This window comes from Kerstersia gyiorum (genome assembly GCF_048595715.1).
GTDB lineage: Bacteria > Pseudomonadota > Gammaproteobacteria > Burkholderiales > Burkholderiaceae_B > Kerstersia > Kerstersia gyiorum.
Genome location: NZ_CP169556.1, coordinates 3,543,052 through 3,565,332, shown reverse-complemented (window position 1 = coordinate 3,565,332; position 22,281 = coordinate 3,543,052). Strand labels below are relative to the sequence as shown.

The window sequence follows — 22,281 nt, the reverse complement described above, 5'->3', positions numbered from 1 at the left end:
TGACTTCCTGTCGTTCCTGATTTCTGGCCGCCGTGGCGGCCAGAAACAGGGTTCCCTTCTTTTTCTGGAATTTCCGCCATGTCGTTCAGGACTCTTGCCGTAGCCCTGTCGTTGCTGGTATTGGCCGCCTGCGATCGCTCGTCCGACACGCAAGCCCCCGCGCCAGCCACTTCCCCGACCGCCGCTTCGGAACAACAGGCGCCTGCCGCTTCGGCGCCGCGAGCGGAACTGAGCGCAGAGGAGCGCGCCGAGCTGGCACGGGTGTACGCTGGGCGCTGGCTGGAAGTGCTCGATATCTCGGAAATTCAGCAGGACGGCGCTGCGACGCTGGCCGTAACATTCTCGGCGCCGCTGGATCCGCAGCAGAAGCTGGATAATTACCTGAGCGTTTCCGACCAGAGCAGTGGCAAGGTCGATGGCGCCTGGCAATTGTCCCGCAACCTGATGACGGCCACGCTGGGGCCGCTGTCGCCGCGCCGGACGCTGGACGTGACTGTCTCCGCCGGCTTGTCCAGCCTGGGCGGCACCCGCCTCCAAAAGGATAACAGGGAGACGATCAAGACCCGTGACGCCGATCCGGTCGTGGGCTTCGCGTCCAGCGGTTCGCTGTTGCCGACGGAATTGGTCGACGGCCTGCCCGTGATGGCGTTGAATGTCGACAAAGTGAATGTCGACTTCTTCCGCGTCCGGCCGGAGAACCTGGTTTCGGTGCTGGAGTACGGCAATATCCGTGGTGGCATGGATCTCTGGGATGCCGACTATCTGACCAGAAGCGCCGATCTGGTGTATTCGGGGCGCTTCGACCTGCATACCAAGCCCAATATCCGCGAGACCGTGCTCCTGCCATTGGGCAGCATAGAGCCGCTCAAGCAGCCGGGCGTCTATTTCGCCGTGATGCAGCGGGCGGGCAGCTATCAGTATTCCTTGCCCACCACCCTGTTCAGCCTGAGTGATATCGGCCTTTCGGTGCACCGCTACCATGACCGCATGCTGGTCCTGACGCAGGCGCTGACTGGCGGCAAGCCGAAGTCCGGGGTGGAAGTCTCGGTGCATGACAAGGACGGCAAGGTGCTGGCCAGTGGCAGCACCGACAGCCATGGCATGCTGGAATTGCCGCAGAAAGAAGAAGCCCGGCTGGTCATTGCCCAGCAGGATGGCCAGACCACCTTGCTGCGCCTGGCCACATCGGTTCTGGACCTGTCTGAATTCAAGGTGCAGGGGCCGCCATCGGGCAGCCTGAATTTCTTCATGTTCGGCCCGCGCGATCTTTACCGTCCGGGTGAAACCGTGCCTATCAATGCCTTGCTGCGTGACGCCGACGGCAAGCCCGTTGCCGCGCAGCCAGTCGCGGTGGAGGTCATGCAGCCGGATGGCAATGTGCGCTTGCGCTTTACCTGGACGGCAGACAGCGGCGGCCTGTACCAGCGTGATCTGGCCCTGCCATCCGATGTGCAGGCCGGGTTGTGGACGGTGCAGGCTCGAACTGGCAACGGCGATGTGCATACCTACACGTTCCATATCGAGGACTTCATGCCCGAGCGCATGAGCCTGGCGTTGGAAGAGCCCGCCGAGCTGCTGCAGCCGGCGGACGAGGTGGCGTTCGGGATAGAGGCCCGCTATCTTTACGGTGCGCCGGCCGGCGGCAATCGCCTGTCGGGGCAGATCTACGTCGCGCCATTGCGCGAAGCGGTCGCCGCCTTGCCTGGCTATCAGTTCGGCCGGGTGGATGAAACCGGGCTGACCCAGACCATCGAGCTGGAACCTTCGGTGCTGGCCGATGACGGAACTGCAGTGATTTCGCAGCCTTCGCAGTGGCGCGAGGTGCGTTCACCGGTACAGATCACCTTGCAGGCCAGCGTCCAGGAAACCGGGGGCCGGCCGGTAACGCGCCGCCAGTCGGTGGCCGTCTGGCCGGCAGAGCGTCTGCCGGGCGTGCGCCTGGTCAATGTCGACAGCGATGGCAGCGTGGATGCGGATAGCCTGGCCGAGTTCAATTTTGTCTTGGCTGACCGGGAAGGCAAGCGCCTGGCAAGCAAGGGGCTGATCGTCCGCCTGGTGCGTGAGCGCCGTGATTATTACTGGAGCTACGGCGGTAGCGACGGCTGGGGCTACCGCTACGATGAAAAACATTTTGTCGTGGACGAACGCACGCTTGATGTCGCCGCCGGACAGTCCGCCGAGGCCGGCTTTATGGTGGAGTGGGGCCCTTACCGCGTGGAAGTGGAAGACCCGGTCACCGGCCTGGTTTCCAGCGAACGATTCTGGGCCGGCTATCGCTGGCAGGATACCGGCGAAGGTTCCGGCGTGGTGCGTCCCGACCAGGTTGCCCTGACTTTGGACAAGGCGTCCTACCGTGCTGGCGACGTGGCCAAGGTGACAGTGGCGCCGCCCGTTGCCGGCAGCGGCTATCTCATGGTGGAGTCTGCGGAAGGCCCCTTGTGGTGGCAGGCCATAGACGTGCCCGCCGAAGGCCAGGTATTCGAGATTCCGGTGGCGCGTGACTGGGATCGCCACGATCTGTATATCAGCGCATTGGTCTTGCGCCCCGGTGAGCGCAAAACCGTGCAGACGCCCAAGCGTGCCGTGGGCGTGTTGTATTTGCCGCTGTCTCGCGAAGACCGCAAGCTGAACGTGACGCTGGAAGCACCGGGGCAGATGCGCCCGGAACGCGCCTTGACCACGCGAGTGCAGGTCAAGGACGAGCAGGGCAAGCCGGTGGCCAATGCGCATGTCCTGCTGTCCGCCGTGGATGTGGGCATCCTCAATATCACCGAATTCAAGACCCCTGACCCCTACACCGCCTTCTTCGGCCGCAAGCGCTACGGTGTCGATCAGATGGACATGTATGGCCGCCTGATCGAAGGCGGCAACCTGCGCCAGGCCTCGCTGGCTTTCGGCGGGGATGCCTCGTCCACGCCTGGCGGCCTGCCGCCGCTGACCACGGTCAGGCTGGTGTCGCTGCTGGCGGCCCCGGTAAAGACCAACGAAGAAGGCTATGTGGACGTCAATGTCGACGTGCCGGATTTCAATGGCGAGTTGCGTGTCATGGCGCAAGTCTGGAATGACGCTTCCTACGGGGCCAGCGAAGCTGCCACGGTCGTGTCTGCGCCGCTGGTGGCGGAACTGGCTGCGCCGCGTTTCCTGGCCGGCGGCGACCGCAGCACCCTGGCGCTGGATCTGCATAATCTGTCTGGTGCAGTCCAGGATCTCGATATCAAGTTGGAGTTCAGCGGTTCGCTGGCGGCTGACGGCGAGCGCGCCAAGGGCACCAGGCTCAAGTTGGCCAATGGCGCCAAACGCACGTTGGACATCCCGATCAAGGCCGTGGGCGGCTTCGGCCAGGGCACTGTCGCCGTGAAGATCAGTGGCCTGAAGGTGGACGACGATGCCAGCGGCACCCTGGCGCGCGACTGGCAGATCGGTGTGCGTCCGGCCGTGCCCGCGCAGACACGCAAGTTCCGGGCCGTCCTGCCGGCGGCGGGTGAGGCCTGGACCCTGCCTGCCGATATGGATGGTGGCTGGCAGGAGGGCGGCCTGCAGGCCGTGCTCGACCTGTCATCGCAACCGCCGCTGAATGTCGCTGAACAGGTGCGGGAACTGATTGCCTATCCGTACGGTTGCACCGAGCAGACCGTTAGCGGGCTTTACGCTTCGCTGTACCTGGACCAGGCGGCGCTCATGCGTCTGGGCGTGAAGAGCGAACCGGACGAGCAGCGTCGCAAATCGGTAGATATCGGTATCCAGCGTCTGCTGTCCATGCAGCGTGCCGATGGCGCCTTCGGCTTGTGGAGCCCGGAGTCGCCCGAGGCGCACTGGGTGACGGTGTATGCGACTGATTTCCTGCTGCGCGCCAAGGCGCAGGGACACGAGGTGCCCGCCTTCGCGCTGGAACAGGCAACCCGCAAGCTGCAGTCCTACCTGACTGACGGCAATGTTGGCCTGGACTTTCACTCGGAGCGGCCGGCGCATGCGATCTTCGCCGTGCGCGCCTATGCCGGATCGGTGCTGGCGCGCAGCAAGCAGGCGCCGCTGGCCAGCCTGCGCGCGCTGTTCGAGCGCAGGGACGTGGCGCTGTCCGGCCTGCCGCTGGCGCATCTGGGCCTGGCCCTGATCGCCATGGGCGACAGCCAGCGCGGAGAAATTGCGTTGCGCGAGGCACTGGGCAAGCAACGTCCGGAAAACTATTGGCTGAATGATTACGGCAGCCAGCTGCGCGACGGGGCCGCCATCCTGCAACTGATGCTGGAAAGCGACGCCTTGCCGACCGAGCGCAATCAGCTGTTGTTGTCGGTCGCAGACCTGATGCACGATAAGCGCTGGCTCTCGACGCAGGAACGTGCCTCCTTGCTGCTGGCCGCAGTGCGGCTGGATCAATCGACCCAGCCGCGCTGGACCGCCACCTGGGAAGCCGGTGCCAGCAGCGAGACGATTTCTTCCGATCGCGCTCGTGGCGTCATGGTGCCTGCGGCAGACCTGGCAGGCCATGCCCTGACGCTGCGCAATGAGGGCGAGACGGAACTGTACGCAGGCCTGACGCTGCGCGGCTATCCGAAAACCGTGCCACAGGCGCAAAGCAACGGCATCTCCATCCGGCGCCAGTACCTGGATACGGCAGGCAATGCAATCAACCTTGCCGATGTCCGCAGTGGCGAGCTGATTCTGGTATCCATCAGCGTGCGCGCTGATATTTACGTGCCCGATGCGCTGGTCGTGGACCTGTTGCCTGCCGGCCTGGAGCCGGAAAACCAGAACCTGGCAAACGCCTCCGCCAGCCTGGAGCAGGCTGGGGGGCAGGTCAATGATCTGTGGCAGCGGGCGATGCAGACCAACATCATCCACCAGGAATACCGGGATGATCGCTACGTGGCGGCGCTGCCGTTGTCGCCCAACACGAACACCAGCCTGTTGTACCTGGCGCGCGCAGTGACGCCGGGCACCTATCTGGTGCCGCCGCCCTTTGTCGAGTCTATGTACACGCCGTCGCGCAATGGCCTGGGTGCGGCGCCAGGGCGCATGACCATCAAGCCCTGACAGGCCGGATGGCAATGGGCAAGGTGCAACAGGGTGCGGGAGCAGGGCCGCACCCGACAGGAAGGGCCGCACGGCCGTGAGCGCGAAGCGAGCCGGCCATTGGCGCCGCCGGTGCGCCTGGGCGGCGGCAGGCCTGCTGGTGGCCGTGGCGCTGCTCTGGCTGGCTGACCGCTGCTTTCCCTTGCCCATGCCTGCGGCCGCGACGGCTCGGGTCGTGCTGGCCGAAGACGGCACGCCGCTGTGGCGCTTTGCTGATGCCGATGGTGTCTGGCGCTACGAGGCCAGGCGCGAGGATATATCGCCGTACTACATCGAAGCCCTGTTGGCCTATGAGGACCGCTGGTTCTGGCAGCATCCGGGCATCAATCCGGTCGCACTGGGCCGCGCCACCTGGCTTAACCTGCGTTATGGCCGGGTCGTTTCCGGCGGCAGCACGATTTCCATGCAGGTGGCGCGCCTGCTGGACCCGCATCCTCGTACGGTGGCCGGCAAGCTGCGCCAGGTATGGCGTACCTTGCAGTTGGAATGGCACTATTCCAAGGAAGATATTCTCGAGCTCTACCTTAATCGGGCGCCTTTTGGCGGGGTGCTGGAAGGCGTGGCGGCCGCCAGCTGGACATACCTGGGTAAATCCCCGGCGGAGTTGAGCCGTGCCGAGGCGGCGTTGCTGGCAGTGCTGCCGCAGGCTCCCAGCCGGCTGCGGCCAGATCGCCATCCGGAGCTGGCGCAGCAGGCGCGCGACAAGGTATTGGCGCGCATGGCCGAACAGGGCATCTGGAGCGCGGCGGAGGTCGAGGAAGCCCTGATGGAACCGGTGCACCTCTTTACCCTGCCCAGGCCGCAGGCGGCGCCGTTGTTGGCGCGCAGGCTGGTGCAGCAGCAGGGGGCGGCCCCGGTGATACGCACCACCATAGATGGCATGCTGCAATTGCGTATTGAACAGGCCATGCAGCGCTGGAAAGCCACCTTGCCGCCGCGCGTATCCGCAGCGGTGCTGGTGATAGAGCATGACACCATGGCCGTGCGCGCCTACGCCGGGTCGGTGGATTTTCTGGATACTGCCCGTAACGGGCAGGTCGATATGGTGACGGCCATACGCTCGCCTGGTTCCACTCTCAAGCCCTTCCTGTTTTCACTGGCGCTGGACGAAGGCCTGATCCATTCTTCCTCGTTGCTGCAGGATGTGCCGCGCCACTATGGCGAGTACCGGCCACAGAACTTCGCTGCGGATTTCTCTGGGCCGGTGTCGGCAGCCGAGGCGCTGTCGCGTTCGCTGAATCTGCCCTTGGTGCAATTGCTCGAAGCCTATGGCCCAGTGCGCTTCGCCACCGAGTTGCGCGAAGCCGGGCTGCCGTTGCGCCTGCCGCAGCAGGCAGTGCCCAATTTGTCGCTGATCCTGGGCGGTGCCGGTACGTCGCTGGAGCAGTTGGTTGCGGCCTATAGCGTCTACGCCCGGGGCGGCAACATGGCGGCGCCGCGCTATGCGGATGACGACCCGCTGCTTGAGCGCCGCCTGATTTCTCCTGGTGCCGCATGGATTACGCGTCAGGTGCTGAGCGGCCGCCTGACGCCGGACCAGCCGGCGGCAGGCGCCAATGCCCTGGCCTGGAAAACCGGCACGAGCTATGGATTCCGTGATGCCTGGGCGGTGGGTGTCGGGCCGCGCTATCTGATCGGTGTCTGGGTCGGCCGTCCCGATGGGGCACCGGTGGCTGGGCAGTTCGGGCAGGCTGCTGCGGCGCCACTGTTATTTCAGATACACCGGCTGGCGCATCGCGAGAGTGCCAGCCTGGCCCGGCAGTTGGCGGCTGGTGCCCCGGCACAGGTCGGGACGGCGCGCATCTGCTGGCCCTTGGGGCAGCCGATGCCGGAAGGCAGCCCGGATTGCCGCCAGGCGCGCCAGGCATGGGTGCTCGATGGCGTTACGCCGCCGACGCTATTGGCGGGCGACCAGCGTCCTGGCGCCGGCCTGCTGCTGGATTACTGGGTGTCTGCCGCAGGCTTGCGAGTGGCGGCGGCCTGCCCTGGGGCGCGGCCAGCCAGCATGGTGGCCTGGCCGCAGCCGCTGGAACCCTGGTTGCCGCGACAGGAACGCCTGTCCGCGCGCCTGCCCGGTGTCGACCCGGCCTGCCCGCCACCAGTTGTGGATACCGGCACGCCATTGGTGATCCTGGGCGTGCGCGAGGGTGACCGCCTGCGCCGCCCGGCGCGCAGTCAGGCACCGGTGACGCTCAACCTGAGCGCGCTGGGCGGCAGCGGCCAGCGCTGGTGGTACATGAATGGCCGGGCATTGCAGGAACGCGAGCTGGCAGGACTGCTGAAAGTGGCGCTGCGCCAGCCCGGACGCTACCGCATCACCTTGCTGGATGAAGCTGGGCAGACCGCCAGCGTGGGTTTCGAGGTGCTGGAGTAGCATCTTTGCCATGGTCCTGCCTCAGCGGCACTGGGACAGTTCAGGGGCATGCATCGGGCAGGTCGGTGTGGACGCCACGATTGGGAATTAGGAAATAGGGAAAGCGTTGTTCTGATTTCCGCCATGCATGGGTAGCATGACTCTTTCGCCTTGCTGCCCCGGGCTGCCGCTGTCAGGCTGTCCGCGTCGTCCTGGCATCGTTGTGGAATAGGTATCACGCCGTTATGTCTATCATCGCGATAGCGGGCAGCCCGTCGGCCCGCTCACGTTCAAATGCCCTGTTGCGCTATGCCGCGCAGGCGCTTTCGCAGCAACATGGTTCAGTGGACAGCCTGGGAATCCGCGACGTCAGCGCGGAAGACCTGGTCCATGGCAACTATGCCAGTGAAGATGCCGCCAGGCTGCGCCAGCGCGTCACGCCGGCACGTGTCGTCCTGATCGCCACGCCGGTCTACAAGGCATCGTTTGCCGGCGGCCTCAAGGCCTTGCTGGACCTGCTGGACCAGACCGCGCTGGCGGGCAAGATCGTATTGCCCCTGGCGACGGGCGGCAGCGCCGCGCATCTTCTGGCGCTGGAATACAGCCTCAAGCCAGTGCTGTCTGCGCTGGGGGCGCGCCATATCCTGGCAGGTGTTTATGCCACCGAAGCCCAGGTGCAGGTTGACGAACAGGGCAACGCTCAGCTCGACGAAGACATACGGGTAAGGCTCGATGCCGCCATCGAGGCTGTCAGCCAGCTGTTGCCGGCCCGGACTGCCTCGCGTCCCTATGACCTGGGCCGCCTGGCCAGCCAGTTGCAGCTGGCCGTCTGAATCATGCCGGGCCGGTCTGCGGCCTGTCACCTTTATTTTGGTCCCTCTGTCCCGCAGGAGCGAGAACATGACAGTTTCTTCGATTAACGCACGCAATCAGTTCCGTGGCAAAGTGAAAGCCATCATCCTTGGTCCGGTGGTCTCCGAAGTCGAGATCGAAACCCCGGCGGGCATCGTGACCTCGGTCATCACGACCCGTTCGGTCGAAGACCTCGGGCTGGAAATCGGCACCGACGTCCTGGCTTTCGTGAAGGCCACCGAGGTGTCGGTCGCCAAGCTCTAGGCGTTTTGCGCCGACGTGTTCCAGCTGTCGCGCCTGGGGAAACCCGGGTCGCGCTGATTGCGGCCTCGCGCCCATCCTTTTTGCTTTATGCTGAACCCGATCCTGGGGCGCAGGCCAGGCTACCGGGCGGCAGACGAAAGAGATGAGGGTTTTCCCTTGGTTCATGGAAAAGTGCAATGATTGTCCGGAATATTGCATTTCGGATGCATCGTTAACATATTTATAATCTCCTCGTAATCTGCCAGGGATACCTGTTTTTTGGCGGCAAGTCTCCGTCATGTAAGGGTTTTCCATATTCCTGGCTTGCCTGGTCGCGCGTTTTTCGCAGCGGCCATTTATAAGGAGACAGATATGGAAAACACAATTTCCAATCCGATGCTGGAGAAGGTCAAGGCGCTGCTGCCGGAGATCGCTTCGCGTGCGGCCCAGGCTGAACAGGACCGTCAGGTGCCGGCCGAAAACATCGCGCTGCTCAAGGGCATTGGCCTGAATCGCGCCTTCCTGCCCAAGGCCTATGGCGGCCTGGAAATGTCGCTGCCGGATTTCGCGCAATGCATCGTCACCCTGGCGGGTGCATGTGCCAGCACCGCCTGGGCATTCAGCCTGCTGTGCACGCACAATCACCAGCTGGCCATGTTCCCCAAGCAGCTGCAGGATGAAATCTGGGGCGAGAACCCGGACGCCACCGCCAGTAGCAGCATCGCGCCGTTCGGCAAGATCGAAGAAGTCGAAGGCGGCGTGATGTTCAGCGGCCGCATGGGCTGGAGCAGTGGCTGTGACCACGCCGAATGGGCCATTCTGGGCTTCCACCGCCTGAACCAGGCGGGCGAAAAGGTCTACTGTTTCGCCGTGTTGCCGCGCCAGGACTATGAAATCCTGGACGACTGGTATGCCATCGGCATGCGTGGCAGTGGCTCCAAGACCCTGGTCGTGGACAAGGCCTTCGTGCCCAACCACCGTATCCAGGCAGCCAAGGACATGATGGAAGGCAAGTCTGCCGGGTTTGGCCTCTACCCGGACAGCAAGATCTACTACACGCCGTACCGTCCGTACTTCGCCAGCGGCTTTTCGGCCATTAGCCTGGGCGTGGCCGAACGCATGCTCGAAGCGTTCAAGGAAAAGACCAAGAACCGCGTGCGTGCCTATACCGGCGCTTCCGTGGGCAACTCCGTGCCGGCGTTGATGCGCCTGGCCGAGTCCACCCACCAGGTCGCCGCTGCACGCGCGCTGCTGGAAAAGGCCTGGGAAGAGCACCGCGAGCACGGCGAAGCCAAGCGCTACCCGACCCGCGAAACGCTGACGTTCTGGCGTACCAACCAGGCCTATGCCGTGAAGATGTGCATCGAAGCCGTGGATCGCCTGTTCGCTGCCGCTGGCGGCGGCGCCTGGTTCGAAACCAACGAAATGCAACGCCTGTTCCGCGACAGCCACATGACGGGTGCGCACGCGTACACCGACTATGATGTCTGCGCCCAGATCCTGGGCCGTGAACTGATGGGCCTGGATCCCGATCCCAGCCTGACCTGATGTACCGTGAGCCGGCCTGCCGGCCTGCGCTGTCCGGTGGGGCGGCGCCAGGGCGGCAGGCCGGCTCACCTGGACTGCCTGCTGCTGGCGGGCAGTCGTTTTCCATCATGAGGGCGCAGCGCGACAGGCGCCGCATGCCATGGATGGCAAGGAGACGATATGACACAAGCCTCTCAGACGGGTACTTCGATTGACCCGCGAGTCCTGCGCCGCGCGCTGGGCAACTTCGCAACCGGCGTGACGATCGTGACGGCCAGCTCGCCCAGCGGCGAGCGCACCGGCGTGACCGCCAACAGCTTCAACTCGGTATCGCTGGACCCGCCGCTGGTGCTGTGGAGCCTGGACAAGCGTGCCGGCAGTTGCGCCGTATTCGAGCAGGCCAGCCATTTCGCCGTCAACATCCTGGCATCGGACCAGATTCCGCTGTCCAATCAGTTTGCCCGTCCCAGCGCCGATAAGTTTGCCGGGGTGGCTGTGCGTGAAGGCCACGGCGGCAGCTTGCTGCTCGACGGTTGCGCCGCCAGCTTCCAGTGCGAAAAGCACCAGGTGATCGACGCCGGGGACCACTGGATTCTGATCGGCCGCGTGCTGGAATTCGAAGATGGCGGCCAGGCACCGCTGCTGTATCACCAGGGCGCGTATTCCATGGTCTTGCCGCATCCGCATGGTGCGCGCGGCGAGAATGCGGCTCCCCAGCTGCCCAGTGGCTACCAGTCGCGTCTGCGAGACAATTTCTACTACCTGATGACGCAGGCCGTGCGCCGCTACCAGGAAGACTACCAGCCCGAGCAGCTCAAGACTGGCTGGCGTGCCGGGGAAGCGCGCCTGCTGATGGTGCTGGACCCGGTGCAGCCGTTGAGCCTGGGCGCGTTGGTGCGCGAGGCGGACATGCCGATGCGCGAGATCGACGGCGCGCTGGCCTTGTTGCGCGAACGCGGCCTGGTACAGGACAGCGCCGATGGCGTGCTGCTGTCCGACGCTGGCGCGGCGGAGGCCAAGGCGGTCTGGGAAGTGGCCCAGGCGCAGCAGGAGCGTGTATTTGGTAATTTCAGCCCGGCGCAGTTGCATGCCTTCCGCACCGTGCTGTCCGCTGTCATCGACTCGCAGCCTCGTTCCTGAACGCCCCTGGCGGCTGGCCCGCCAGGCGATGGAAAAAGCGGCTGAAATAGGCGGGGTCCTTGAAGCCCAGCAAATGGGCGATCTCCGCGACAGGATGGCTGGTGAAAATCAGCAGCCGCTTTGATTCCTGCAATAGCCGTTCATTGACCAATTGCTTCGATGAGCAGCCGGCGACGCGCCGGCATGTCTCATTCAGGCGCAGGTCGCTGACATTGAGCAGTTCGCAGTAGCGTGCGATGGGCCAATGTTGCAGGAAGTGCTCCTCCAGCAGGGTATTGAAGGCGCGAAACAGTGCCAGATCATCCTTGCGTGCCGGTGGCGCGGGCATGGACGCCGGCGCCAGCCGCAACAGGCTGATGAACGTCAGCTGCGCCAGCAGGCGCAAGGCCTGCGCGCGGGCAGGACGGCGTGACTGGAACTCGGCGCGCAGGCGTTCGAACAACTGGGTCAGGCCGTGGATTTCCTCGCGGTGGCTGCCGTCCAGCGCTTCAATGGACAGGCAGATGGGCGCGATGGCCTGCCCATGCACCAGCCCTGGTTCCGCATTCAACAGATCGGTGATGATGGGCTGGCGAACGGTCAGCACATGGCCGCTGGCGTTGTCTTCGGTCACGAAGGCGTGGGCGAAGGCTGGCGGCGTCAGGAAGATCATCGGCCCGTCCAGGCGGTACAGGCTTTCGTCCATATGGACACGCACGGCTCCGCTGGCAACGTAATGCACCTGGAAGTAGCGATCGTGCCTGTGCACCGACATGCTGCGGCCCAGCCGGTTGGCCAGGGTGTCCAGCTCGGCGTAGTGGACATCGGCATCGGCATGCTCGGCGCCGGCCAGATGGCCGATGCCGAGATTGGGGATGGGTTGTCCGGTCGGAATGTTCATGGTGGCACAGGAAACCACCGCGCGGCTGGCAGGGTTGGCCTGCGCAGGTGCCGGCGTGGCGGCATGGTGGCCCGCCTCAGGGTTTGACTTGCTTGAGTTCGTCGAGCAGGGCCAGCAATTGGTCCAGCTTGTCCTTGCCGAACTGCTGCTGCAGGCGGTTGTGGTTCTGTTCGACCTCGGCGGTCATGCGCTGGTAGATATTGCTGCCGTTTTCCGTGATGCTGACGTAGATGCGGCGCTGGTCGTGCTCGGCCTTGCGCTTGCTCACCAGGCCATCGCGCTCCATGCGGTTCAGGATGCCGGTCATGCTGGGTTTCAGGATACAGACCAGGTCAGCCAGTTGGTGGCTTTCCATGTCGCCATGCTGCTCTAGCGTGCGCAGGATGCGCCATTGCTGCTCGGTGAGATTGTTGCGGTTGAGCGACGGACGGAAAAACTGCATGGACGCTTCGCGGGCCTGCAGCAGGGAGAGGGTAAGAAAAGGACGGGTGATGATGGACATGGGTTGATCAGCGGAAGGGGAGCCCCTGCCGGAAGCAGGCGGATATGACCAGCCCGGCGCATTGGCCGGGCTGGCGCTGACCCGCAGCGGGGACAGTCTCCTGGGCATTGTTATGCCGTCTGGCCACAAGGTTTCCGCATGAAGCGTTGATGCCGGCCAGGGACGGTGGTTAATGCCTGATTATGACGGATTTTGCGCTGCCGTAGGGAAGTGTTCCGGCAGGTTGGCCACCCTATTTTCAGGGGGCCGCGACAGGCCTGGCCAGTAACGCCCCGGGCTGCTGCCGGAGCGTTGTTGCGGCTCTGCCGTGGTGCCAGGATTCGCTTGCCCGCGCTCAGGCCTGGCGGGGCTGGCGGATGCGGTCCAGGGCGTTGATGTCATTCGAGTTGTGCAGATGGGGCACCGTCCAGCCGTGCTGGTCGTATTCGGACAGGCACTGGTCCACCAAGCCCGTCATCTGCGCCAGTTTGCCGGAGGTTTTGGCATAGCCCAACGTCTGCAGGCGAATGTCGTCCTGGTTGCCGGCGTAGTTGATTTCATACAACTCGTGACGGCCGCCGAATTCACTGCCGATGGCATCCCACATCAGCTTGAGTATCTTGATGCGTTGCACGTGGTCCATGCCGCCCGAGCCACGGCAATAGACCGACAGGTATTTGTCCAGTTCCGGGTTGGCGAGATCGCGCGCGCCCGATGGCAGGTAGATGAGGCCGCTGGCCACGGTCTGTTCGATGATCTTCTTGATGGCGGGGTAGGCGGTGGGCGCCATGACGCGGTAGGTCTGCATGGCCTGGTTGCTGGGCAGCAGCGCTGGCGTGCTCCAGCTATCCTGGCGCTCGGCTGCGCCGTACATGGCGTCGGTCAGCGACCAGAAGAGGTTGCGCCAGGCAACGACTTCGCCGACCTGGGCGGCGACGCCGCGGAACTCCAGCGTGCCGGTGCATTCCAGCGCCTTGACCAGCAGGCCGCTGATGAAGTCCAGTTTTACCGCCAGGCGGGTGCAGCCCTGCATGGGATAGATGCGGCCGAAGCCGCCCTGACTGGCGAAGTTGCGGCAGCGTTCGTAGTCGCGGTGTACCAGCACGTCTTCCCAGGGCACGAATACCTTGTCGAGGACCAGGATGGCGTCGTTTTCATCGAAGCGGCTCGACAGCGGGTACTCGAAGGCGCCACCGGTGAGGCCGGCCTGCAGTTCATAGGAAGGGCGGCAGATCAGCTTGACGCCCCGGGCGTTCATGGGGGCCAGGAACATGACGGCGAAATCAGTGTTGTCGCCCATGACCTGCGCCGAGCCGAAGCCGATGAAGTTGTAGTGGGTGAGCGCCGAATTGGTGGCCACCACTTTGGCACCGCTGACCACGATGCCCTTGTCGTTTTCTTCGACGATGCGCATGAACACGTCGCTGACCTGGTCGCTGGGCAGGTTGCGGTCTATGGGTGGGTTGACGATGGCATGGTTGAGGTACAGCACCGATTCCTGGATGCGGCGGTACCAGTGGCGCGCGTTGTCGGCGAAGCGACCGTAGAACTCCGGGTTGGCGCCCAGCGCCTGGCCGAAGGCGGCCTTGTAGTCCGGCGTGCGGCCCATCCAGCCATAGGACAGGCGCGACCAGGCGGCGATGGCATCGCGTTGTTCGCGCAGCTCGTCCTGCGTCCTGGGAATGGTGAAGAACTTGTGGGTATAGCCGCCGCTGCCCGTGTCGGTGTTCCAGCACAGCTCATCCCGAGTGGCTGGGTCGTGCAGCGCGTCATACAGGTGCGCGACCGAGGCGGCGGCATTGCGAAACGCCGGGTGGGTGGTCACATCTTCGACGCGGTCGCCGTAGATATAGATTTCACGGCCATCGCGCAGGCTGGCCAGGTATTCCGCACCGGTCAGGGGGCGGTGGGTGTCGCTGCGGTAGCGTTCAGGGTACATGCGTGCTGTCTCCATTCCTGGATTCTGGTGTCATGGGCATGCCAGGGCGTGGGCCTATGGCTGGGCCGGGAAAGAACCCTGCGGGCCGCCGGTTCGTTACCGGACGGTGCATGCGTGGAACCCACATGGTAGGAACACAAAGACAGAAGTGGAATGCAGCTTTCGCCGTTAAGCTTGGACTTTTCGCAAGGCGCCGGGCGTGGCGCCCAACTGGCGGAAACGGACTGGCGGCATGCCGGTGCGCAGGCTGAAAAAGCGCGAAAAATACGCAGGGTCCTGGAACCCCAGCGCAAAGCATATCTGGCTGACGGACTGATTGCTGTGCAGCAGCAGGCGCTTGGCTTCCTGCAGCTGGCGTTCAGCGATGATCTGTTTGGAAGACATATCCGCCAGGCGGCGGCAGATCAGGTTCAGGCGTGCCGTCGTCAGCCCCAGCGTATCGGCGTAGCGTTGCAAGGGCCAGTTGTCGACGCAGTGCGCCACGAGCAACTGATTGAAGCGATGGAATAGTTGTAGCTCGGTTGGCGCAACCGGGCGCCGTGCCGGGGCGGCTGTTCCCAGGCGCAGCAGGGACGCGATGATCAGGCGCAATAGCGCCATCAGGTTGCCGTCACGTCCCGGGTGGCTGGCATGGAATTCGGCCTGGGCCTGGTGGAACAGGCGCTGCAGCGTATGGCCGGCGTCCTGTTCGTGCTTCTGGTGCGGCGCCAGCGCCACGCACAGCGGCTGGCCCAGCGCTACGCTGAATTCGGCTTCGTCGTGGAACAGGCTCCAGACGCGTTGCTGCCGGATGGTCAGAGTGATGCCTTCGCTGTCGGCATCCGTGACAAAGGCATGGGGGACGCCCGGCGGGGTGAAAAAGCACACGGGTCCTGGCAGCCGGTATTGCTGGTCGTCGAGGTACAGGTGTACCTGGCCATTGAAAATGCAATGGATCTGGAAGAATCGGTCGTGCCGGTGAACCGGCACGCTGCGGCCGAAAAATGAACTTAGCCGGCCATGTTCGTCGCAGTGGAAATCTGCGTCGGCATAGCGCTGGTCATGAACGGGGCCCAGGTCCAGAAAGGGAATGGGCGCGGTTTTCCAGGTCGTGCTCGTCAACGATTGGCTTACCTATATCAATATCCGGGCGGGTGCCACGCAAAGGGGGGCGAGAACATGCATCGCGGCAGCAGCGGCAATGCACGGGCTGGCGCGATGGTAGCAAGGCCATGGCCTGATTGCTGCTTTTTACTGGTTGTGCGCAGGGTATTTGCCCTGGCCGTGGCGGTCTGCCTGAGGCAGGGAACGCTGCCCGGAGTATCCGGGCAGCGTTTCAGCACGCGGGCGCCATGCAGGCGCAAGGCCGGCGGGCGTGGCCATGCCAGTCTTGCGCTGCGGCGCGGGGGGGCGCCGGGGGCAGGGCGTCAGGCGCCGATGCCGCCCATGCAGACGTACTTCAGTTCGAGGTAGTCTTCGATGCCGTACTTCGAGCCTTCACGGCCCATGCCCGATTCCTTGATGCCGCCGAAAGGCGCGATCTCGGTGGAGATGATGCCTTCGTTGACGCCTACCATGCCATATTCCAGTGCTTCGCTGACGCGCCAGGCGCGGCCCAGGTCGCGGGTAAACAGGTAGGAGGCCAGGCCGAACTCGGTGTCGTTGGCCATGCGGATGGCGTCGGCTTCGGTGCTGAAACGGAAGATGGGAGCCAGCGGGCCGAAAGTTTCGTCGCGCGCCACCAGCATTTCAGGCGTGACATCGCCCAGCACAGTCGGTTCGAAGAAGGTGCCGCCCAGCGCATGCGGTTTGCCGCCAGCCAGGACGCGAGCGCCCTTGCCGATGGCATCGGCAATGTGTTCTTCGACCTTGGCCACGGCCTTGGCGTTGATCAGCGGACCTTGCTCTGCACCGGGCTCCTGGGCCGGAGCCACCTTGAGTGCATTGACGGCCTCGGCCAGCTTGGCGGCGAAGGTGTCATAGATACCGTCTTGTACCAGCACGCGGTTGGTGCAGACGCAGGTCTGGCCGCTATTGCGGAATTTCGAGGCCAGCACGCCCTGGATGGCGGCGTCCAGGTCGGCGTCGTCAAATACGATGAACGGCGCATTGCCGCCCAGTTCCATGCTGACCTTCTTCATGGTGTCTGCGCTTTGCGCCATCAGCAGCTTGCCGATGCCGGTGGAACCGGTGAAGGACAGCTTGCGCACGACCGGGCTGCGCGTCAGCGCGCCGCCGATGGCGCGGGCGTCGCCGGTGACGACGTTGACCACGCCGGCGGGGATGCCGGCGCGCTCGGCCAGTTCAGCCAGCGCCAGCGCGGACAGCGGGGTTTCCGAAGCCGGCTTGATCACGACCGTGCAGCCTGCCGCCAGGGCCGGGCCGGCCTTGCGGGTAATCATCGCATTGGGGAAGTTCCACGGCGTGATGGCCGCGACCACACCGATGGGCTGCTTGACGACCAGCAGGCGGCGACCGGAGCGGTCTTGCGGGATGATGTCGCCGTAAATGCGCTTGGCTTCCTCGGCAAACCATTCGATGAAGCTGGCACCGTAGGCAATTTCGCCACGGCTTTCTGCCAGCGGCTTGCCTTGTTCCAGGCTCAGCAGGCGGGCCAGGTCTTCCTGGTTTTCCATCATCAGCTCGAACCAGCGGCGCAGCAACGCGGAGCGCTGCTTGGCCGTCATTGCGCGCCAGGCCGGCAGGGCCTGCTCGGCGGCCTGGATGGCGCGGTCGGTCTCGGCCTCGCCCAGCGATGGAACGCTGGCGATCTGGCTGAGGTCAGCGGGGTTGGTGACCGGGAAAGTCTTGCCGCTGTCGGCGTTGACCCATTGGCCGTTGATATAGGCTTGCGTACGCAGCAGGCTGGCGTCGTTCAGGGCAAGCGAAGCGGGGGTGTGTTGGGTGCTCATTGTCAGATCCTGATCTCAGTGCCGGATGATGACGGACTTCAGTTCCGTGTAGTCGTCGATGAAGGCCGAACCGAATTCTCGGCCCAGGCCGGACTGCTTGGCGCCGCCGAAAGGCACGGCGGGGTCCAGCAGCGTATGCATGTTGACCCAGACAGTGCCGGCCTGGATGCGCGGCACGTAGTTCAGGGCCTTGCCCAGGTCGTTGGTCCAGAGGCTGGCCGACAGGCCATAGGGCGTATCGTTGAAGAGGTTCAGCAGTTCTTCTTCGTCGTCATAGGCGAGGAAAGTGGCCACGGGGCCGAAGGTTTCCTCGTTGAGCAGCGCAGCCTTGGCATCCTTGGCCACCAGTACGGTGGGTTCGACGAAGTAGCCGGGGCCGTCCACCGGTTTGGCGCCGTGCACGATGGTGCAGCCTTCGGCGCGGGCCTGGGAGAACAGTGACAGCAGCTTGTCGAAGTGAGGTTTGTTGGACAGCGGACCGAATTGCGAGGCGTCGTCCAGCGGGTCGCCGATGCGCAGCGTGCTCAGGGTGGCGGAAAGTTTTTCCAGGATTTCGTCCTGGCGCGAACGGTGCACGAAGAAGCGCTCGCCTGCGGCGCAGATCTGGCCCTGGTGCAGGAAACCTGCTTCCATGATGCCGGCCACGGCCTTGTCGGCATCGACATCCTTGAGGAAGCCGACGGAATTCTTGCCGCCCAGCTCCAGCGTGAAGCGGGTCAGCTTGGCTCCCAGCGCAGTGCGGCCCACGGCGATGCCGGTAGGCACGGAGCCGGTGAAGCTGACCTTCGCGGTGCCGTCATGTTCGATGAGCTGGCGGCCGACATCGCCACCGCCGTTGAGCACGTTCAGCACGCCATCCGGCAGGCCGGCCTCGCGAGCCAGCTCGGCTACGCGCAGCAGCGTGAGCGGAGTGAATTCGCTGGGCTTGATAATGCTGGTGCAACCCGTTGCCAGGGCCGAGCCGAACTTCCAGACGGCGATCATGATGGAGAAGTTCCACGGCACGATGCCGGCCACGACGCCCAGGGGCTCGCGGCGCGTGAAAGCGGTATAGCGCTCGCCGTTGAAGGAAGGCAGCGACGGGTTGATGGTTTCGCCCGTGATGCGCGTGGCGGCGCCGGCATAGTGGCGCAGGAAGGCGGCCGCCTGGCCGACTTCGAAAGCGCGCGAAATATTGATCAGCTTGCCCGATTGCAGGGTTTCCAGCTGCGCCAGTTCTTCAGTGTGTTCCAGCAGCTTGTCGGCGATGCTCAGCAGCAGTTCGCCGCGTTGCGCCGGCGTGGTGTTGGCCCAGGCGCCGCTGAAGGCGCGCTGCGACGATGCGATGGCGGCGTCGATATCCGCCTGTGTGGCGCTGGCGATGCTGGCAACGGTCTGGCCGGTAGCCGGATTGACGATGGCGATACGGGCGCCGCTGCTGGCGACGGCCTGGCCGTCGATGAAATGGCCGTGCTGGCGGGCCAGGAAGGCTTCGACTTCGGGGAGCAGAGTGACTTGGCTCATTTGATATGACTCCGTGTGTTCGGCTTGCCGTGTGCCGTGGTGATCAGAGTGAACGGCCCAGGATCAGGTCGGCGGCTTTTTCCGCGACGGCGATGACCGGCGCGTTGGTGTTGCCGCTGGGGATGTCCGGGAAGATGGAGGAATCGGCGACGCGCAGGCCGTCGATGCCATGCACCCGCAGTTCCGTGTCGACCACGGCGCTGCGGGCATCCGGGCCCATGCGGCAGGTACCGATGGGATGGTAAGTGGTTTTGACGCCGCCCCTGACGAACTGTTCCAGCGCCGCAGGGTCGCTCAGCCAGTCAGGGTTGGGCGAGAAGATATCGCGCAGCAGGGGTTGCATGGTCTGGGTACCCAGGAACTGCAGCCCCAGGCGCACGGCGCGGATCTGGGCCGGCAGGTCGTCCGGGTGCGTCAGGAAGTTGGCCTTGATGCGCGGCAATGCCGCCGGGTCGGCGCTGGAAAGCAGGACTTCCCCTTCGGAGCGCGGGCGCAGGTGGCCGACTTTCAGGGTCAGGCCATGGGTGCGGCCCTTGCCGACGCCGTCCGGGTCATCCCAGGTATCCAGAATGGGCAGGAAATGGATCTGCACATCGGGCCGTCCTTCGCCGTGGGTATCGACGAAGGCGCCGCCTTCCAGCACGTTGGAACTGACCGGGCCGGAGCGGAAGGCCAGCCATTCAATGCCGTTGCGGATGGCGTTCAAGCCGCTATCCTGACCATACAGGCTGACGGGTTCGCGGGTTTCGGCGTTGACCGACAGGTGCAGGTGGTCCTTGAAGTGCTGCCCCACCGGCAGGTCCTGCACGGGCGTGATGCCATGCTCCTTGAGGTGTGCCTCCGGGCCGATGCCGGAGAGCATCAGCAGCTTGGGCGAACCGATGGCGCCCGCGCAGACAATCACTTCGCGGCGCGCCTTGACCGTTACCGGGCTACCGTTGCCGCGCCGGTAGGTGACGCCTTCGGCGCGTTTGTTCTGGATATTGATTTTTTCCACCATGGCATCAAGGATCAGTTCGAACTGGCCTTTGCCCTGGATGGATTTCAGGTAGGTGCGCGAGGTGCTGGCGCGTTCGCCGCGCAGGGTGGTGGTCTGGTAATAGCCGACGCCCTGCTGCGATTTGCCATTGAAATCGTTGACGTAATCGAGCCCCAGTTCCTGGCCGGCGCGGATGAATGCCATGGACAGCGGATGCCGGTAGCGGTTTTCGCTTACTGGCAACAGGCCGTCATTGCCATGGTATTCGCCAGTCAGGCTTTCATGCGCTTCGGCGCGCTTGAAATAAGGCAGCAGGTCGTCGAAGCCCCAGCCAATGCATTGATGCTGCTGCGCCCAGGCGTCGTAATCTTCTCGATGGCCGCGCATGTAGATCATGCCGTTGACCGAACTGCTGCCGCCTAGTACCTTGCCTTGCGCCACGATCATCGGGCGGTTCAGGGTTTCAGGGGCCGGGTCGGTCATGTAGGGCCAGGTTTTCTTGGCGATGATCTTGGCGACGCCCGCTGGCATGCGGATCATCAGATTGTCGTCGCTGCCGCCCGCCTCCAGCAGCAGCACGCTGCCGCCACCGCGGCGGATGATCTGGGCGGCGATAACGGCGCCGGCGGAACCGGCACCAATAATGACGTAATCGAATTCCTGGCTGGACATGAATGTCTCCTGGGTTTCTCTTGCCGTCTTGTGGCGGCATCAAAGGTTAGCGCTGGGGGCAGCGGCCGAGAAGGCCGCTGCGTGGTCCCATCAGTAGCCTGGGCCTGCGGGTTGTGCCGGTGCGGCGGTTTGGCCATTGCCCTGGAAACGGGCGGCCAGTTGGCCCAGCGCATTGGCGAGCAGGCTGGTATCCACGCCGACCGCAACGAAGGAGCAGCCCAGTTCCAGATAGCGTCGTGCCAGCGCCTCGTTGGCGGACAGAATGCCTGCAGCCTTGCCTGCCTTGACGATGCGGGCGATGCCATCTTCAATGGCGGCCTGCACATCCGGGTGGCCGGGGTTGCCGCGATGGCCCATGGATGCCGACAGATCGGCGGGGCCGATGAAAACGCCATCGACGCCTTCGACGGCAGCGATTTCGTCGAGGTTTTGCAGTGCGGTCGGGGTTTCCACCTGCAGCAGCAGGCAGATTTCTTCATCGGCGCGGTTCAGGTAGTCCGGCACGGTGTTCCAGCGCGATGCGCGGGCCAGGGCAGCGCCGACGCCGCGAATGCCGTGCGGCGGGTAGCGCGTGGCACGTACCAGCTGGCGCGCCTGTTCGGCGTTTTCCACCATGGGTACCAGCAGGGTCTGCGTGCCGATGTCGAGCAGTTGCTTGATCAGTACGGCGTCGCCAGTGGCAGGACGCACGATGGGATGGCTGTGATAAGGCGCGACAGCCTGCAACTGCGCCAGCACGGCGCGCAGGTCGTTGGGGGCATGCTCGCCGTCGAGCAGCAGCCAGTCGAAGCCGGCGGTGGCGGCGATTTCCGCGCCATAGCCTTCTGCCAGCCCGACCCACAGGCCGATCTGCGGGCGGGTCTTGAGGTTCTTCTTGAAAGTATTGATGGGGAGATCCATGCTGCGTACCTCAGACGAAACGGAAGGCGATGGAGCCCAGCAGGTCGTAGTCGACATGGAAGGTATCGCCCGCGCTGCCCGAAACCGGGCGGGTGAAGGAGCCGCCCAGGATGGTCTGGCCCGCTTCCAGCGTAACACCATACGGCGCCAGTTTATTGGCCAGCCAGGCCACGCCTTTGGCAGGGTGGTTGAGCACGGCGGCGGAGACGCCGGATTCCTCGATCACGCCATTGCGGTAGAGGATGGCTGGTACGCGGCGCAGGTCGATATCGTTGGGGCGCACGGGGCGGCCGCCCATCACGATGCCGGCGTTGGCGGCATTGTCGGAAATGGTGTCGAAGACCTTGCGGGTCACCTTGGTTTCCGGGTCGATCTGGTGGATACGCGCGTCGATGATTTCCAGCGCGGGCACCACGTATTCAGTCGCGTCCAGTACGTCGAAAATGGTGCAGCCGGGGCCGCGCAGCGGCTTGCCGAGGATGAAGGCCAGTTCGACTTCCACACGCGGCACGATGAAGCGGCTGATGGGAATGTCGGAACCTTCCTCGAACACCATGTCGTCGAGCAGCGCGCCGTAATCCGGCTCGGTGATGTTGGACGACACCTGCATGGCACGCGAGGTCAGGCCGATTTTGTGGCCGACCAGGCGGCGCCCGTCGGCGATCTTCTTGGCCACCCAGGCGCGCTGGATGGCGTAGGCGTCTTCAATGGTGATGCCGGGATATTCCAGCGAGAACTGGCGGATTTGCTTGCCGCTGCGCTCGGCCTCGTCGAGGCGGGCGGCGGCTTGTTCGATGATGTCGGAAGAGAGCATGGAATGGAAGCGGTAAAAGGGCTAGGCGCGCGGGTCT

At 64.4% G+C, this 22,281-nt stretch carries 15 protein-coding genes; 6 read left to right on the top strand and 9 right to left on the bottom strand.

Annotated features, from left to right (window positions below; genetic code table 11):
- Positions 1-78 precede the first annotated feature (78 nt).
- The 6 genes from ACEW7X_RS15570 to ACEW7X_RS15545 all read left to right on the top strand — a co-directional run bounded on the left by ACEW7X_RS15570 (position 79) and on the right by ACEW7X_RS15545 (position 11,185).
- Complete coding sequence (locus ACEW7X_RS15570; RefSeq protein WP_420177405.1) at positions 79-5,031, top strand: alpha-2-macroglobulin family protein; 4,953 nt, start codon at positions 79-81, stop codon at positions 5,029-5,031.
- Positions 5,032-5,107: 76 nt separating this feature from the next.
- Positions 5,108-7,444, top strand: coding sequence for a peptidoglycan glycosyltransferase PbpC (gene pbpC / locus ACEW7X_RS15565; protein WP_420177404.1), 2,337 nt, complete (start codon positions 5,108-5,110; stop codon positions 7,442-7,444).
- A 224-nt stretch (positions 7,445-7,668) separates the two neighbouring features.
- Positions 7,669-8,256, top strand: a complete 588-nt coding sequence (ssuE, locus tag ACEW7X_RS15560; RefSeq protein WP_253100013.1) for an NADPH-dependent FMN reductase — start codon at positions 7,669-7,671, stop codon at positions 8,254-8,256.
- Between the two features lie 67 nt (positions 8,257-8,323).
- Positions 8,324-8,539: a TOBE domain-containing protein gene (locus tag ACEW7X_RS15555; RefSeq protein WP_068367532.1), complete on the top strand. Its 216-nt coding sequence runs from the start codon at positions 8,324-8,326 to the stop codon at positions 8,537-8,539.
- 351 nt (positions 8,540-8,890) lie between these two features.
- Positions 8,891-10,066 carry a p-hydroxyphenylacetate 3-hydroxylase oxygenase component gene (locus tag ACEW7X_RS15550; protein ID WP_068367530.1) on the top strand — a complete coding sequence of 392 codons (1,176 nt, stop codon included), beginning with the start codon at positions 8,891-8,893 and terminating at the stop codon, positions 10,064-10,066.
- A gap of 159 nt (positions 10,067-10,225) precedes the next feature.
- A complete protein-coding gene (locus ACEW7X_RS15545; RefSeq protein ID WP_068367528.1) occupies positions 10,226-11,185 on the top strand; it encodes a p-hydroxyphenylacetate 3-hydroxylase reductase component in 960 nt (319 codons plus the stop codon).
- Here the strand turns inward: ACEW7X_RS15545 and hpaA (ACEW7X_RS15540) are convergent.
- The 9 genes from hpaA (ACEW7X_RS15540) to hpaH form a co-directional block, all read right to left on the bottom strand.
- Positions 11,160-12,065, bottom strand: coding sequence for a 4-hydroxyphenylacetate catabolism regulatory protein HpaA (hpaA, locus tag ACEW7X_RS15540; protein ID WP_068367526.1), 906 nt, complete (start codon positions 12,063-12,065; stop codon positions 11,160-11,162). The genes ACEW7X_RS15545 and hpaA (ACEW7X_RS15540) overlap by 26 nt on opposite strands.
- A 76-nt stretch (positions 12,066-12,141) precedes the next feature.
- Entirely contained in the window at positions 12,142-12,567 is a 426-nt protein-coding gene (gene hpaR, locus ACEW7X_RS15535; protein ID WP_068367524.1) for a homoprotocatechuate degradation operon regulator HpaR, read from the bottom strand.
- 334 nt (positions 12,568-12,901) lie between these two features.
- On the bottom strand, positions 12,902-14,485 hold the full coding sequence (hpaB, locus tag ACEW7X_RS15530) for a 4-hydroxyphenylacetate 3-monooxygenase, oxygenase component (RefSeq protein ID WP_068367522.1): 1,584 nt from the start codon (positions 14,483-14,485) through the stop codon (positions 12,902-12,904).
- Between the two features lie 168 nt (positions 14,486-14,653).
- The gene (hpaA, locus tag ACEW7X_RS15525) at positions 14,654-15,586 is read right to left on the bottom strand and encodes a 4-hydroxyphenylacetate catabolism regulatory protein HpaA (protein ID WP_068367520.1); all 933 of its coding nucleotides are present in this window, start codon (positions 15,584-15,586) and stop codon (positions 14,654-14,656) included.
- A gap of 305 nt (positions 15,587-15,891) precedes the next feature.
- Positions 15,892-17,376 (bottom strand): NADP-dependent succinate-semialdehyde dehydrogenase, encoded by a 1,485-nt coding sequence (gabD, locus tag ACEW7X_RS15520; protein ID WP_068367518.1) that lies wholly within the window; start codon positions 17,374-17,376, stop codon positions 15,892-15,894.
- Positions 17,377-17,391: 15 nt separating this feature from the next.
- Entirely contained in the window at positions 17,392-18,879 is a 1,488-nt protein-coding gene (locus ACEW7X_RS15515; protein WP_420177403.1) for an aldehyde dehydrogenase family protein, read from the bottom strand.
- Positions 18,880-18,922: 43 nt separating this feature from the next.
- A complete protein-coding gene (locus ACEW7X_RS15510; protein WP_420177402.1) occupies positions 18,923-20,530 on the bottom strand; it encodes a GMC family oxidoreductase in 1,608 nt (535 codons plus the stop codon).
- A 90-nt stretch (positions 20,531-20,620) separates the two neighbouring features.
- Positions 20,621-21,430 carry a 4-hydroxy-2-oxoheptanedioate aldolase gene (gene hpaI / locus ACEW7X_RS15505; protein WP_068367512.1) on the bottom strand — a complete coding sequence of 270 codons (810 nt, stop codon included), beginning with the start codon at positions 21,428-21,430 and terminating at the stop codon, positions 20,621-20,623.
- Positions 21,431-21,440: 10 nt separating this feature from the next.
- Positions 21,441-22,244 carry a 2-oxo-hept-4-ene-1,7-dioate hydratase gene (gene hpaH, locus ACEW7X_RS15500; protein ID WP_068367510.1) on the bottom strand — a complete coding sequence of 268 codons (804 nt, stop codon included), beginning with the start codon at positions 22,242-22,244 and terminating at the stop codon, positions 21,441-21,443.
- Between the last annotated feature and the right edge of the window lie 37 nt (positions 22,245-22,281).

Excerpts from the sequence above, each read along its gene's own strand:
- ACEW7X_RS15570 (WP_420177405.1), top strand. The coding sequence starts at position 79 with ATGTCGTTCAGGACTCTTGCCGTAGCCCTGTCGTTGCTGGTATTGGCC.
- ssuE (WP_253100013.1), top strand. The coding sequence starts at position 7,669 with ATGTCTATCATCGCGATAGCGGGCAGCCCGTCGGCCCGCTCACGTTCA.
- ACEW7X_RS15555 (WP_068367532.1), top strand. The coding sequence starts at position 8,324 with ATGACAGTTTCTTCGATTAACGCACGCAATCAGTTCCGTGGCAAAGTG.
- ACEW7X_RS15550 (WP_068367530.1), top strand. The coding sequence starts at position 8,891 with ATGGAAAACACAATTTCCAATCCGATGCTGGAGAAGGTCAAGGCGCTG.
- ACEW7X_RS15545 (WP_068367528.1), top strand. The coding sequence starts at position 10,226 with ATGACACAAGCCTCTCAGACGGGTACTTCGATTGACCCGCGAGTCCTG.
- hpaA (WP_068367526.1), bottom strand. The coding sequence starts at position 12,065 with ATGAACATTCCGACCGGACAACCCATCCCCAATCTCGGCATCGGCCAT.
- hpaR (WP_068367524.1), bottom strand. The coding sequence starts at position 12,567 with ATGTCCATCATCACCCGTCCTTTTCTTACCCTCTCCCTGCTGCAGGCC.
- hpaB (WP_068367522.1), bottom strand. The coding sequence starts at position 14,485 with ATGTACCCTGAACGCTACCGCAGCGACACCCACCGCCCCCTGACCGGT.
- gabD (WP_068367518.1), bottom strand. The coding sequence starts at position 17,376 with ATGAGCACCCAACACACCCCCGCTTCGCTTGCCCTGAACGACGCCAGC.
- ACEW7X_RS15515 (WP_420177403.1), bottom strand. The coding sequence starts at position 18,879 with ATGAGCCAAGTCACTCTGCTCCCCGAAGTCGAAGCCTTCCTGGCCCGC.
- ACEW7X_RS15510 (WP_420177402.1), bottom strand. The coding sequence starts at position 20,530 with ATGTCCAGCCAGGAATTCGATTACGTCATTATTGGTGCCGGTTCCGCC.
- hpaI (WP_068367512.1), bottom strand. The coding sequence starts at position 21,430 with ATGGATCTCCCCATCAATACTTTCAAGAAGAACCTCAAGACCCGCCCG.
- hpaH (WP_068367510.1), bottom strand. The coding sequence starts at position 22,244 with ATGCTCTCTTCCGACATCATCGAACAAGCCGCCGCCCGCCTCGACGAG.